Annotated in this window: 5 protein-coding genes; 1 reads left to right on the forward strand and 4 read right to left on the reverse strand. The window is 70.6% G+C overall.

Annotated features, from left to right (window positions below; translation table 11 throughout):
* Positions 1 to 2 precede the first annotated feature (2 nt).
* From MFF64_RS22360 to MFF64_RS22375, 4 genes are all read right to left on the reverse strand, one after another.
* Positions 3 to 3,410 carry a maltotransferase domain-containing protein gene (locus MFF64_RS22360; protein ID WP_238192428.1) on the reverse strand — a complete coding sequence of 1,136 codons (3,408 nt, stop codon included), beginning with the start codon at positions 3,408 to 3,410 and terminating at the stop codon, positions 3 to 5.
* Positions 3,411 to 3,489: 79 nt separating this feature from the next.
* The gene (locus MFF64_RS22365) at positions 3,490 to 8,412 is read right to left on the reverse strand and encodes a malto-oligosyltrehalose synthase (RefSeq protein WP_238192429.1); all 4,923 of its coding nucleotides are present in this window, start codon (positions 8,410 to 8,412) and stop codon (positions 3,490 to 3,492) included.
* A 1-nt stretch (position 8,413) separates the two neighbouring features.
* Positions 8,414 to 10,234, reverse strand: a complete 1,821-nt coding sequence (gene treZ / locus MFF64_RS22370; protein WP_099905203.1) for a malto-oligosyltrehalose trehalohydrolase — start codon at positions 10,232 to 10,234, stop codon at positions 8,414 to 8,416.
* 206 nt (positions 10,235 to 10,440) lie between these two features.
* Positions 10,441 to 10,629: a hypothetical protein gene (locus tag MFF64_RS22375; RefSeq protein WP_099905205.1), complete on the reverse strand. Its 189-nt coding sequence runs from the start codon at positions 10,627 to 10,629 to the stop codon at positions 10,441 to 10,443.
* A 302-nt stretch (positions 10,630 to 10,931) separates the two neighbouring features.
* Here MFF64_RS22375 and parE point away from each other — a divergent pair, with 302 nt between their 5' ends.
* On the forward strand, positions 10,932 to 12,989 hold the full coding sequence (gene parE, locus MFF64_RS22380; protein WP_099905207.1) for a DNA topoisomerase IV subunit B: 2,058 nt from the start codon (positions 10,932 to 10,934) through the stop codon (positions 12,987 to 12,989).
* Positions 12,990 to 13,194 lie beyond the last annotated feature (205 nt).

Here is a 13,194-nt window from a genome sequence, read left to right on the forward strand (position 1 = left end):
GGCTAGGCACCGCCGTGCTGCCACGCGCCGCCGGGCGCCGCAAGGCGGTCGGGGCGGCGAAGCCGCCAGACCACCACCGGGCGCTCGGCCGGATCGAGGGCGATGCGGTGGGTCTTGCCGCGCAGCTCGAACTTGTAGCCGAGCAGCAGGTCCTCGACCTCGACCGCGCCGTCGTCGGGCAGGCCGAACTGCCAGAGCGGCACCTCGTAGGTGCATTCCTGGCGGTTGCGCGGGTCGAGGTTGACCATGCAGAACACCGCGTTGTCGCCGGACGGGGTCATCCGCAGGTAGGCCAGGATCTGGTCGTTCCAGGCCGGGGTGAAGACGACATTGCGGAAGTCCCACAGGGCCGGATTCTCGCGCCGGATGCGGTTCAACGCGATGATGTGGTCGCGGATGTTGCCGGGGCGGTAATAGTCCCAGGCCTTCAGCTCGTACTTCTCGGAATCGAGGTACTCCTCCTTGCCGGGCACCGGGGCGGCGTCGCACAATTCGAAGCCGTTATAGATGCCGTAGACGCTCGACAGGGTGGCGGCGAGCGTGCCGCGGATGATGAAGCCCGGTCGGCCGCTGGTCTGGAGGAAGACCGGGTTGATGTCCGGCGTGTTGGCGAAGAAGTTCGGGCGGTAATACTCGCCCATCTCGCCGGCGAGTTCGGTCGCGTAGGCCGCCAGCTCGTCCTTGGTGTTGCGCCAGGTGAAGTAGGTGTAGCTCTGATGGAAGCCGGCCTTGGCAAGCTTCTTCATCATCTTCGGCCGGGTGAAGGCCTCGGCGAGGAAGAGCACGTCCGGATAGCGATCGTTGACGTCGCGGATCATCCATTCCCAGAACGGGATCGGCTTGGTGTGCGGGTTGTCGACCCGGAAGATCTTCACCCCCAGCTCGACCCATCCGACGATGATGTCGCGCAGCTCGATCCACAGCGACGGGAAGGCACCCTCGCGGTAGAAATCGACGTTGACGATGTCCTCGTACTTCTTCGGCGGGTTCTCGGCGAACTTGATGCTGCCGTCGGGGCGCCAGTCGAACCATTCCGGGTGTTGCTTGATCCAGGGATGATCCGGCGAGCACTGGATCGCGAAATCGAGCGCCACCTCCATGCCGTGGGCGTGGCTCGCCGCGACGAGGCGTCGGAAGTCGTCGAGGGTGCCCAGTTCCGGATGCACCGCCTCGTGGCCTCCTTCCTCGGCGCCGACGGCGTAGACCGAGCCGACATCGCCCTCCTTGGCCTTCAGGGAGTTGTTCTTGCCCTTGCGATTGGTGCGGCCGATCGGGTGGATCGGCGTGAAGTAGAGCACGTCGAAGCCGAGCTCACGGATCTCCGGCAGCCGGGCGATGACGTCGTCGAAGGTGCCGTGGCGGTTCGGGTCGCCGGATTGCGAGCGCGGGAAGATCTCGTACCAGGCCGAGAACCGGGCAGCCAAGCGGTCGGCGAAGACCTCCAGCACCACCGGATAGCGCGAGAGGTTCACCCGCTCCGAGTTGCGGTGGATCAGCGCCGTCTGCTCAAGCAGGCGGTGCAGCTGCGCGGCCGATCCGGCCTCTTCGCCCTCCAGGGCGGTGATGAGGGCACTCAGCGCCGCGGCGTCGCTGCCCTCGGCGAGGTCGGCGGCGCGCTTGACGAGGCCGACGCCCTCCATGGTCTCGAGGCGCACGTCGACCCCGGCATTGCGCTTCTTCTCCAGGCCGCGCAGCCAGGACGAGAAGTCGTCGCGCCACGCCTCCACCGTGTACTCGTAGCGGGCGTTGCGGGTGAGCGGGAAATGGCCGTGCCAGCGGTCGTTGTCGACGAACAGCATCGGGTCGCGGCGCCACTCGGTCTCGCCGGCGAGGCGCGAGAGCACCGCGGCGTTGATGACGTCGTGCCCGTCGGTGAAGATGTCGGCCTCGACATGGACTTGGTCGCCGACGACGCGCTTGATCGCCGAGCGGCCCCCGTCGATCTCCGGGCTCACCGCCTCGATGACGACGCGCCCCGCCCCGTCCGGGGTGGTGCGGCGCGGCCGGCGCACCGCGCCGATGCGGCGGGCGGCGAGGATGCGCACCGCCCGGGGCTCCAGGCCGATCGACTGGTCGGCGCGGAAGACGAGGGGCGAGGCCTCGGGTGTCAGGTCCTGGAACGGTCCGAACTCGCCGCCGGTGCCGGCGATCAGCGGCGCCGGATCGACCGCGACGGGGCGGTCGGTCGGGTTGTGGAGCACGATCACGGCGTTCTCGGCCGAGCCGGGATGGCCGGTATCGATCCGGATCAGCGCGACGTACGCCGCGTCCGGCGCCGAGAGCCGCCACTGCGCCCCCTCGACATTGGCGGCCGGCAGGTCGGCGCGCAGGCGGTTGACCGCCGCGACGAAGCCCGAGATGTCGATGCCGGTCTCGTTCTCGCGGCTCTCCGGCGTCGTCTCGACGACGTGGAGGGCCTTGGCGTAACCCCATTCATAGCCGATCGGCATCAGCACCCCGGCCGAGAAGAAGGCGGCGAGCGCGTAGCGGCTCTTCAGCTCGGCGGCGATCGCCTCGCGCCCGCCTTCCAGGGAGGCCGCCAGCCGCGGCATGTCGTGGTTCTCGGGGAAGGCGATCGAGGGCGCCAGGATGCGCAGGCGCTCGTACTGCTCCAGCGCCCAGGGCGCCTTGAGGTCCCACCAGGCGAAGGAGTTGAACAGGTAGTCGAACCCGGCCTCCGCCGTGGCCCGCGCCTCCTCGAAGGTGCAGCCGAGGGTCTCGGCAGCGAAGAGCGCGGCGTGGTCGCGGTCCTTGGCGGCGCCGATCAGGCTGCGCCACACGTCCGGAGGCACCTTGTAGGCGGCGTCGCAGCGGAAGCCCGCGACCCCGAGTCCCTGCAGCTTCGCGATGTAGCCGTTCCAGAGTTCCGTCAGCGCCGTGCGCGGGCCGGAGGCGACGTAGTCGAACTCGGCGAGGTCGCCCCAGACCGTGATCTTGGTCGGGTCGTCGGGATCGACCGCGTGCGGGCTCACCGGCGCGCCGGATTCGTCGCGCACGAACAGGTCCGGGCGCTCGTGGGCGAGCTTGCCGTCATTGGCGGCGTGGTTCACCACCAGGTCGGTCATGATCTTCAGGCCGTGCCCGGCCGCCGCCTCGCAGAAGCGGCGGATCTGCTCGTCGTCCGGCGTGCCGTCGAGGTCGCGCAGGCGCTCGTCGAGGCGGTCCGGATCGGCGACGGCGTAGAGCGAGCGCGAGCCGCCGGCCTGGTGGAACGGGTTGAGGTAGACCCAGTCGAAGCCGAGCTCCGCGATGCGGGGCAACTCGGCGGTCCAGGCCGAGACCCGGCCGACCAGCAGGGGAAACAGGTTGTAGATCCGCGGTCCGGCCGCCAGCGGCGCCAGGGTCGCCGGAAGCGGCGTCACCTCCCGGGTGCGCTTCGCCGGCTTGGTGCTGGTGCGGGGTACGTTCATCGGCCCGATCCTGCCTGCTCTCTCTCGATCATCTCAGGCGGGCTCAGCCGTACCCGCGGGTGCGGCCGAGCCCGGGGTCTCAACTGGCGGACTGACGCAGAACCGCCAGGGGGAGGCGCGCGAAGAGTCGCTCGACGGGCAGCCTTCCGCCCTCCGCCCGCACCTCGTCGCCCGTCACCAGGTCGCGCCAGACGCTGCCCTCCGGCACCGGCAGCGCGGTCCCGGCGAAGGCGCCGGCGAGGCGCGGGCCGTCCTCGGCCGCGACGCGGCGGGGCACCGCCACCAGAAGGTCGCCGGCCTCCGAGCCCGCGGTCGCGTCCTGGCGCAGGAAGGCGACGACGCGATCCGCCCCCTCTCCCTCGGCCGCGACCGGCGCGTAGTCGGCCTCGGCGTAGAAGCTTGGGAATGCGGCGCGGTCGGCGAGCAGGCGCGCCAGGACCGCCTGCTTGATCCGCCCGTCCGGCCAGGAGGCGAGCAGGTCTTCCAGGGCCACGTCCTGCGAGAGCGCCGCCTCGCGCTCGGCGTAGTCGACCGGGCGGCGGTTGTCGGGATCGACGAAGGAGAAGTCCCAGAACTCCGTGCCCTGGTAGATGTCGGGCAGGCCCGGCAGGGTGCATTTCAGCGCCGAGCGCGCGAGGCCCGTCACCATGCCGACCCGCGCCAGCCGCTCGGCGAAGGGCCGGAACTCGCGCAGGAAATCCGAGCCCGGCGCCACCAGGGCGTCGAACAGCCTGGCGACCGCGCCCTCGTAGGCCTCGTCGACATTGACCCAGCTCGACCGGCGCTTGCCCTCGCGCATCGCCTTCTCGGCATAGGCACCGAGGCGCTTGCGGAACTCCTCGACGGCCTTCGGATCGGGCGTGTCGGTCAGCAGCTCCAGCGGCCAGGCGCCGAGGATCGCCTGGAGGAACATCCACTGGTCGTTGGCGTCGGGCGCGGCCTCGCCCTCGACCTCGGAGAGGTGCGGCTTCACCAGCCGGCCCCACGACGCCCAAGCCTCCGCCCACTCCTCCGGGATCTCGGAGAGCGCCAGCAGCCGTGTGCGGGCGTCCTCGCCGCGCTTGGTGTCGTGGGTGGCCGTGGTGATCATCGCGTTCGGCCAGTCGCGGGCACGGGCGGCCTGGAGCGCGTGGAAATGGTCCGCCGGCAACCCGTACTCGCCGGGATCGCCCCCGACCTCGTTGAGCGCCAGAAGCTCGACGAAGCGGTAGAACAGCGTGTCCTCCAGGCTCTTCGCCATCACCGGGCCGGTGAGCTGCTGGAAGCGGCGGCGGAAGCGGCGCACCACCTCGGGATCGGGCCGGCCCGGTCCCTCGGTGTCGAGCCGCCCGAGAAGCACCCGTTCGGCGAAGTCGTGCACCGAGCGGTCGGGCAGGCTGGAGCGGCGCTTGGCCTTGCGCACCGTGTCGCCGATGAGCTTCAGGTCCTCGGCCTCGATCTCGTTCTCGTCGAGCTCCTGAGACAGGTAGCTGCGATAGACCGGGAAGCGGGCGATGATCTCGGACAGGGCCTGGCGCAGGGCATTGACCGAGAAGTCGCGGGTGCGCCGGTCGGCATCCGCGATCTGCTTGAGGTCCGAGGTCAGCACCTCCAGCTCGCTGGCGAAGCTCGTCTCCAGGATCTCGCCCTTCACATTGCGCAGGAGCCAGCCATAGGGCTCGTCCATGCCGGTCGCCCCGGCATAGAGGCGCGCCACCGCCTCGCGCTGGCCCTGGTCGACGAACAGCCCGTCGATCTGGTTGAGCACGTCGTAGCCGGTGGTGCCGGCGATCGGCCACGGCCGCAGTTTCTCGCCCGGCTCCAGGATCTTCTCGACCACGATGTAGAAGCCGGGGCCAAGGGCCGCCTGAAGCGCGCGGGCATAGCCCGCCGGATCGGCGAGGCCGTCGATGTGGTCGATGCGCAAGCCGTCGATCCGTCCCTCGCGGATCTGGCGGAAGAGCATGTCGTGGGCGCCCTCGAACACCCGCCTGTCCTCGACCTTGAGGCCGGCGAGCGAGTTCACGTCGAAGAAGCGGCGGTAATTGATGTCGCTCGCCGCGACCCGCCAATGGGCGAGGCGGTAGGCCTGGGCCTCGAGGATGCGGTGGAGCGCCCCGAAGCTGTCGGGATGGCCCTTGAAGCCGTTGACCAGGGTCACGGCGCGGTCGATCGCCGCCTTCAGATCGGCTGAGGCCGCGACCGCGTGGGCGAGGCGCCGCTTCAGCCCCTCGGCCTCCTCCGGGAAGGCGGCTTGGCGCTCAGTATTGGTCTCGTCGCCCATCCGGCGCAGGCGCTCGGAGATCGACAGGACTTCCGCCGAGGCCTCGTCGCCGACCTCCGGAAGCGCCGCGAGCGCCCGGTCGAGGACGATCGGGTAGCTGAGCGGGTTGACCGGGAAGCGGTGCTCGAAGTGCCAGACGCTGAGGGAGCCCTCCTCCGGGTCGAAGGCGAGCTTCAGGTCACCCTTCTCCAGCGCCTCGCCGTAGCGGTCGCCGAGGAACGGCACCACGAGCTTGTTGCGGGCGCCGAGCCGGCCCCAGTCGATGTCGAAGGCGTCGGCCGCCGGCGACAGCGCGCCCCATTCGAGCACCGAGAGCCACCACGGGTTGTCGGCGCCGCCGACGCCCATGTGGTTGGGCACGATGTCGAGCAGGAACTTCAGGCCATGCGCTTTCAGCGTGTCGCTGAAGCGCACGAAGGCCTCCTCGCCGCCGAGTTCCGGATTGATCTCGCGGTGGTCGACGATGTCGTAGCCGTGCATCGAGCCCGGCCGCGCCTTGTGGATCGGCGACGCGTAGACGTGGCTGATGCCGAGCTTCGCCAGATACGGAATGATCTTCGCCGCGTGGTCGAAGGTGAAGTCCTTGTGGAATTGCAGCCGGTAGGTCGCCCGCGGCGGCGGCGAGGCGAGCCGGGCTGCGCCCGAGCGCGGCCCCCGCTCCTCCGCCGACAGCGAGGCGGCGAGCTTGGCGAGCGGACCGCCCGATTCTGCGATCGCCGCGAGGTCGCGGTCGAGCTTGCGGCGCCAGTTCGGGTAGCCCTCGGTGACGCCCGGCATGTTGGCCTGGCTCACCTCGCCGAGGATGTCCTCGTACTGCACGGCGGTGAGCACCGACGGCGCCCGGGCGAGGAAGCGCACGGCGGCCTCGAAGGGCGGCTCGCCCGGCACCTCGGCGATGGGGATCAGGCCCTCCTGGTTCAGCGCCTCGGCGAGCCGCCGGCGCTCGTGCACCCGCTCCTCGCGCTCGGCGCCCGCCCGCTCGGCGTCGTACAGGCCGAGCGACTGACGCAGCTCCGTGTCGACCCCGCGCCACCAGCCGACGAAGGTCGGCAGGTCGTGGGTGGTGATGGCGCAGAGCGCGTCGCGCGGGTACTCCGCCGGGCGCTTGAACACCCCGCCCTCGCCGCGCTCGAAGGACAGGATGCGGTAGCTCAGGATGCCGGCCTGCATCAGCGCGTCGGAGAAGCCGGCCGGCGCAGTGCCGAGGTCTTCCGCGATGACGAGGCACTTCGCCCGGTGGCTCTCGAGGCGCAGCACCGCCAGCATCGCCTCGAACGGCATCGCCACGTAGGCGCCGCCCTTGGCGCCCGCGCCGACCGGGATCAGGAACAGCCGGGCGAGCTGGAAGGCGTGGTCGATGCGGATCGCGCCTGCGTGCCGCATGTTGGCCTGGACGAGCGCCCGGAAGGCCGCGAGCCCGTCACGCTCCAGTTCCAGCGGATCGAAGGGCGGCAGGCCCCAATCCTGGCCGTTCGGCGCCAGGATATCCGGCGGCGCGCCGATCGACAGGCCGGCGGCGAAGCGCTCCGGATGCGACCAGATCTCCGAGCCGCCGCGATCCGCCCCGACCGCGAGGTCGCGGTAGAGACCGAGGCGCATGCCCGAGGCGAGACCCTGCGCGGCGGCACGAGCGAGCTGCCGGTCGGCGAGGAATTGCAGCCAGGCGTGGTAGGCGACCCGTTCCTGGTACTCGGCCGCGAAGGCCGTGACCTCCGGCGTCCCGTTGCGGCGATAGGCCTCCGGCCAGTCGCCGAGCCAGTGGGCGCCCTTCTCCGAAAAGTGCTCGGCCAGGGCCTCGAAGGTGGCGTGGGCCTCCAGGTTCTCGCCGAAGGTGGCCCGGAAGGCGAGATACTCGGTGTCCCGCCCGGCCCGGGCCGGCGAATCCTGCCACAGCGCCTCGAGCACCGGGCTCAAGACCTGCCAGACGCCCGCGTGGTCGACGAGCGAGGCGTCGCGCAGGCGCGCGATCTCGGGCGCGGCGTCCTTGAGGAGGCGCTCGGCCCGGCTGCCGGCGAGGCCCGGCAGGGACGTCGGGTCGATGTAGAGGGTTTCGAGGAACAGCCGCGAGGACGGCGAGTAGGGCGAGACCTTCTGGCGGTCGGTCGAGAACAGGGCGTGGACCGGGCTCAACCCTAGGAAGGCCGCGCCCCGGGCGCCGGCATCCGCCGCGGCCCGGCCGGCATCGGCGTAGGTGCCGATGCCGAGATTGTCCTTCGAGCGCAGGCCGTAGAGCTGCGCCGCGAGGCCCCAATCCCGGGCGCCCTCGTCGCCCAGCGCCCGCGGGCGCCAGCAGCGCTGGGGCGCGGCGATCACCATGGCCTCGGCGCGCTGATCGCCGAGCGTCACGGTCAGGCGGTGATAGCCGGGGGTGAGCGGCGGCAGCTCGATCGTGCCGGTCTCGGGCGTCAGCGCCACGCGCCCGTCGCGGGCCGTGCCGCGCTCGTCGACGATCCGCCAGCTCACCGTACCGGAGGCCTCTCCCGGCCGGACCGGCACCCGCGCCGCGCGGCGCGCCTCGACCGGCACCAGCGGCGGCACGAGGCCGTGGCGAAGCGAGCGGATGCGACCGAGGCTCGCCTGCGCCTCCGCGTCGGTGCCCGCCGGCAGGCCGAGGGCGGCGAGCAGCCCCTGGCGCACGTCGAGCGGGGTCTCGACGCGCTGGCCGAAGGCGTCGGTGTAGTCCGCGGCGATGCCCGCCTCATCGGCGAGCCGCGCGACGACATCCTCGGTCACGGCCATCTTAGAAAACCTCTTTCACGAACACGCCCGACCAGGCGGGCAGGACCAGGGAGCCGTCCTCGTCCTGCGAGACGGCGGGCGAGCGCCAGATGACGCGGCCGGGCAGCGATCCGGGCTCGTACGATTCGCCGCCGAACACCCCAACGAACCGGAGGGTCCCGCCGGCATAGCGCCACGTCACGTCGATCACGTCGGGCCGCGGCAGGGCGAAAGCACCGCCCTGCCAGGCGGTCTTCGTCAGCGGCACCACCTCGCGCTGGCGCAAGGCGAGGAGCGCCGTGGTGTCGGCCAGGACCTCGCGGTGCGGCGAGCGCTCGCGCTCCGCCCAGTCGAGCTTGGAGCGCCGGAATGTGTCTTCCGCCGTCGGGTCCGGGATCGTCTTCGCCTTCTCCTCGTCCGCGAAGGCGGCGAAGCTCTTGAACTCGCGCCGGCGGCCGTCGCGCACCGCCTTGTTCAGCTCCTCGTCCGGCGCGAAGTCGACGAAGAACAGGAACGGCGTCGAGGCCGACCATTCCTCGCCCATCCAGAGCATCGGGATCTGCGGGCTCAGGAGCAGGCCGGCCCGGGCCAGCGCCAGCTTGTCGGCATCGGCGAGGTGGCTCAGGCGCTCGCCCAGAGCCCGGTTGCCGACTTGGTCGTGGTTCTGCAGGAAGGTGACGAAGGCCGATGGCGGCAGGTGGCCGGAGGGCTCGCCGCGGGGATGGTTGTCGAGGGTCTTGAACGGCTCGCCCTGGTAGGCGAAGCCTTCCGCCAGGCTGCGGGCGAGGTGGGCGGCCGGCCTGTCCGAGAAGCTCTCGTAGTAGCCGGAATCTTCGCCCGTCAGCAGGATGTGCCAGCCGTGGTGGGTGTCGTCGGCCCATTGCGCGCTGTGGAAGCGCGGCTGGCCTGCGCCATCGCGCTCCAGCCACGACGCCTGGTTGGCCTCGTTCTCGAGCATCAGGTGGACCGGCCGGTCGGGGAATGCCGCACGGATCCGCTCGGCCAGCTCGCCGAGGAAGTGCTTTTCGGAGTCGTCCAGGATGGCGTGGACCGCGTCGAAGCGCAGCCCGTCGACGTGGAACTCCTCCAGCCAGTACAGCGCGTTGTGGACGAAGTAGTCCCGCACCACCTCCCCGCTGGTCTTGCCGTCGAAGTTGATGCCGGCGCCCCACGGGGTCTGGTGGCGCTCGGTGAAGAACGACTTGGCATAGGCGTGGAGATAGTTCCCCGCCGGGCCGAAATGGTTGTAGACGACGTCGAGGAAGACCATCAGGCCAAGGGAATGCGCCCGGTCGACGAGGCGGCGCAGATCGTCGGGCGTGCCGTAGGCCGAGTCGGGCGCGTAGGGCAGCACGCCGTCATAGCCCCAGTTGCGGCTGCCCTTGAAGTCGGCGAGCGGAAGGAGTTCGATCGCGGTGACGCCGAGGTCGCGCAACGCTTCGAGCTTGTCGGCCAGGGCCGCGTAGGTCCCCTCCGACGTCGCGGTGCCGACATGGCACTCGTAGATCACCGTCTCCTCGAACGGGCGCCCGGCCCAGGCGCGATCGGTCCAGGCGAAGGCCGAGGGATCGATCACCTGGCTCAGGCCCGAGACGTCCTCCGGCTGGAAGCGCGAGGCCGGATCGGGCACCACGAGGTCGCCGTCGATCTTGTAGCCGTAGCGGGCGCCGGCGCCGACGCCCGGCACCGTCAGGCGGCGCCAGCCCTCGCCCTGGTCCTCCAACGGATGCTCTCGGCCGTCGAGCACCAGGGCGACGCTCGTCGCGGTCGGCGCCCAGAGGGCGAAGCGCACGCCCTCCGGTCCGATCTCCGCACCGAATGGCATGCTGTGGGCGCGCCGCATCGGGCCACCATCCTTCGAAAGCAAGAGTGTGCGAACGGCGTGGGGTGCCGCTCAGGAAATTCAGTGGGCTTGGGCAGGTTCCGCGGGAGGTTCCGCGGGCAGGTTCCGCGCTGCGAAAACCGGCTTGCGAGGCGGGACCTAAGGCGGCCCCCGCCTTCGGCAACGGCCGATCCGACGGTTCCTGGGTTCGGCCGTTCGCGGAGCCGTCAGAGCGCCCAGGCGAGGGTCGCCGCAAAGGCCACCGCGACGGCGGCTCCGGTCGCCGTCATCGTCACGCGACCGATCCCGGCGGCGGCCGCGGCGACGCCCTCCTCGGCGAAGCCGAAGGCCTGGCCGGCCGCCTGCTCGGCGCGGGCAAGGGAGAGGTGACGGGCGTGGCGGTTGACGGCTCTCATCGTCGGAACGCTCCTGCGGCGCGCCTCCCGTCCGGCGTCGGAAGCGGCCATCCGGACAACGGGCGGTCACAGCCGAGGTTCCGGCGGGCCGCGCGCCCGTTACCGGGCTTTAAGGGAATTTGTTTACGTCTCGGTGACTCTGGTACGGGTTCTGCTGCGCGGCGATTCCGAGCCGCCCGACCACGCCCGTTCGCCACACCCGAAGCCGCGCAAAGGCTCTTTTTGTTCCGCGTTTGTTCCGGTATAGGGAAAGGATGACCTCGAATGCTGCCAGAGCCCTTCCCCCACCGCGAGGCCGTCGCGTGAGCGAGGCCGCACGAGACCTGTTCGGACCGGGGGGCAAGCCACCGGTGGACCCGCTGAAGGCGGAGGCGCCCAAGCGGCCCAAGCCCGTCGCCGTGCCCCCGCCCGCGGAGGCGGCGGAGGCCGGCTACGACGCCTCGGCGATCGAGGTGCTGGAGGGGCTGGAGCCGGTGCGGCGCCGGCCCGGCATGTATATCGGCGGCACCGACGAGAAGGCGCTGCACCACCTCTTCGCCGAGGTGATCGACAATTCCATGGACGAGGCGGTGGCGGGACACGCCAGCTTCATCGAGGTGGAGCTGGAGGAGAGTGGCTGCCTCGCGGTGACCGATAACGGCCGCGGCATCCCGATCGACCCGCACCCGAAATTTCCAGGCAAGTCGGCGCTCGAGGTCATCATGACCACGCTGCATGCCGGCGGCAAGTTCGACTCCAAGGTCTACGAGACCTCGGGCGGCCTCCACGGCGTCGGCATCTCGGTGGTGAACGCCCTCTCGGATCTGCTCGAGGTCGAGGTCGCCCGCAACCAGACCCTCTACCGGCAGACCTTCTCCCGCGGCCACGCGCAAGGGCCGATCGAGACCGTCGGGCGGGTGCAGAACCGGCGCGGCACCAAGGTGCGCTTCCATCCGGACGCCGAGATCTTCGGCGAGCACAAGTTCGATCCGCGCCGGCTGTTCAAGATGGCGCGCTCGAAGGCCTACCTGTTCGGCGGCGTCGAGATCCGCTGGCGCTGCGCCCCTGCCCTGCTCGAAGGCGTCGAGAACGTGCCGGCCGAGGCGGTGCACCGCTTCCCGGCCGGTCTCAAGGACTACCTCGCCCGCGAGATCGACGGCAAGGAGCTGGTCGCCGACAACGTCTTCGCCGGTAAGGTGACGAAGCCCGGCAGCCACGGCTCGCTCGAATGGGCGGTGGCATGGCTCGCCAACGACGACGGCTTCTCCTCGTCCTACTGCAACACCATCCCGACGCCGGAGGGCGGCACCCACGAGAGCGGGATGCGGGTGGCCCTGCTACGGGGCCTGCGCGACCACGCCGAGCGGGTCGGCCAGGTCAAGCGGATGGCATCGGTCACCGCCGACGACGTCATGGCGACCTGCGCGGCGATGCTGTCGGTCTTCATCCGCGAGCCGGAATTCCAGGGCCAGACCAAGGACAAGCTGGCGACGCTGGAGGCGTCCCGCATCGTCGAGGCGGCGATCCGCGACGCCTTCGACCACTGGCTCGCCGCCTCGCCGACCCAGGCCAACAAGCTGCTCGACTGGGCGATCGACCGGGCCGAGGAGCGCCTGCGCCGACGCCAGGAGAAGGAGGTCGCCCGCAAGACCGCGACCCGCAAGCTGCGCCTGCCGGGCAAGCTCGCCGATTGCTCGAAGGCCGGGGCCGCGGGCTCCGAGATCTTCATCGTCGAGGGCGATTCGGCCGGCGGCTCGGCCAAGCAGGCCCGCGACCGCGCCACCCAGGCGATCCTTCCCTTGCGTGGCAAGATCCTCAACGTCGCCTCGGCGAGCCGGGACAAGCTCGGGGCCAACCAGCTCCTCTCCGACCTGATCCAGGCGCTGGGCTGCGGCATCGGCAACCAGTACCGGCACGACGACCTTCGCTACGAGAAGGTCATCATCATGACCGATGCCGACGTCGACGGCGCCCACATCGCCTCGCTCCTGATCACCTTCTTCTACCGGCAGATGCCGAAGCTGATCGAGGGCGGGCACCTCTACCTGGCGGTCCCTCCCCTCTACCGGCTGACGCAGGGCGCCAAGAGCGCCTATGCCCGGGACGACCGGCACAAGGAGCAGCTGCTCAAGACCACCTTCAAGTCGGGCAAGGTCGAGATCGGGCGCTTCAAGGGCCTCGGTGAGATGATGCCCGGCCAGCTCAAGGAGACCACGATGGACCCGAAGAAGCGCACGCTCCTGCGGGTCGAGGTGGTGGAGGAGGCGCGCGACGCCACCGGCGACACGGTCGAGCGGCTGATGGGCAACAAGCCCGAGGCCCGCTTCGCCTTCATCTCCGAGCGCGCGGTCTTCGCCGACGAGATCGAGCTCGACATCTGACAGACCATGGGGACGGCGCGGCCGCCCCCGGAACGATCCGTGATGCAAGAAGGGCCCGGTCGCACGAACGACCGGGCCCTTCTTGCGTTTCCAGACGATGCCCGTCGTGACGGACATTCCGCACCCACCAACGCGAAGAGCCCGGCCGTAAGGCCGGGCTCCGCTCCGCCGCGGGGACGGAGTGTGACGACTAGAAGCCGTTGAA

It is taken from the genome of Methylobacterium frigidaeris, assembly GCF_022179185.1.
In the GTDB taxonomy this organism is placed as follows: Bacteria; Pseudomonadota; Alphaproteobacteria; order Rhizobiales; family Beijerinckiaceae; genus Methylobacterium; species Methylobacterium frigidaeris.

Coding starts and splice junctions, on each gene's coding strand:
- MFF64_RS22360 (WP_238192428.1), bottom strand. CDS start 3,410: ATGAACGTACCCCGCACCAGCACCAAGCCGGCGAAGCGCACCCGGGAG.
- MFF64_RS22365 (WP_238192429.1), bottom strand. CDS start 8,412: ATGGCCGTGACCGAGGATGTCGTCGCGCGGCTCGCCGATGAGGCGGGC.
- treZ (WP_099905203.1), bottom strand. CDS start 10,234: ATGCGGCGCGCCCACAGCATGCCATTCGGTGCGGAGATCGGACCGGAG.
- MFF64_RS22375 (WP_099905205.1), bottom strand. CDS start 10,629: ATGAGAGCCGTCAACCGCCACGCCCGTCACCTCTCCCTTGCCCGCGCC.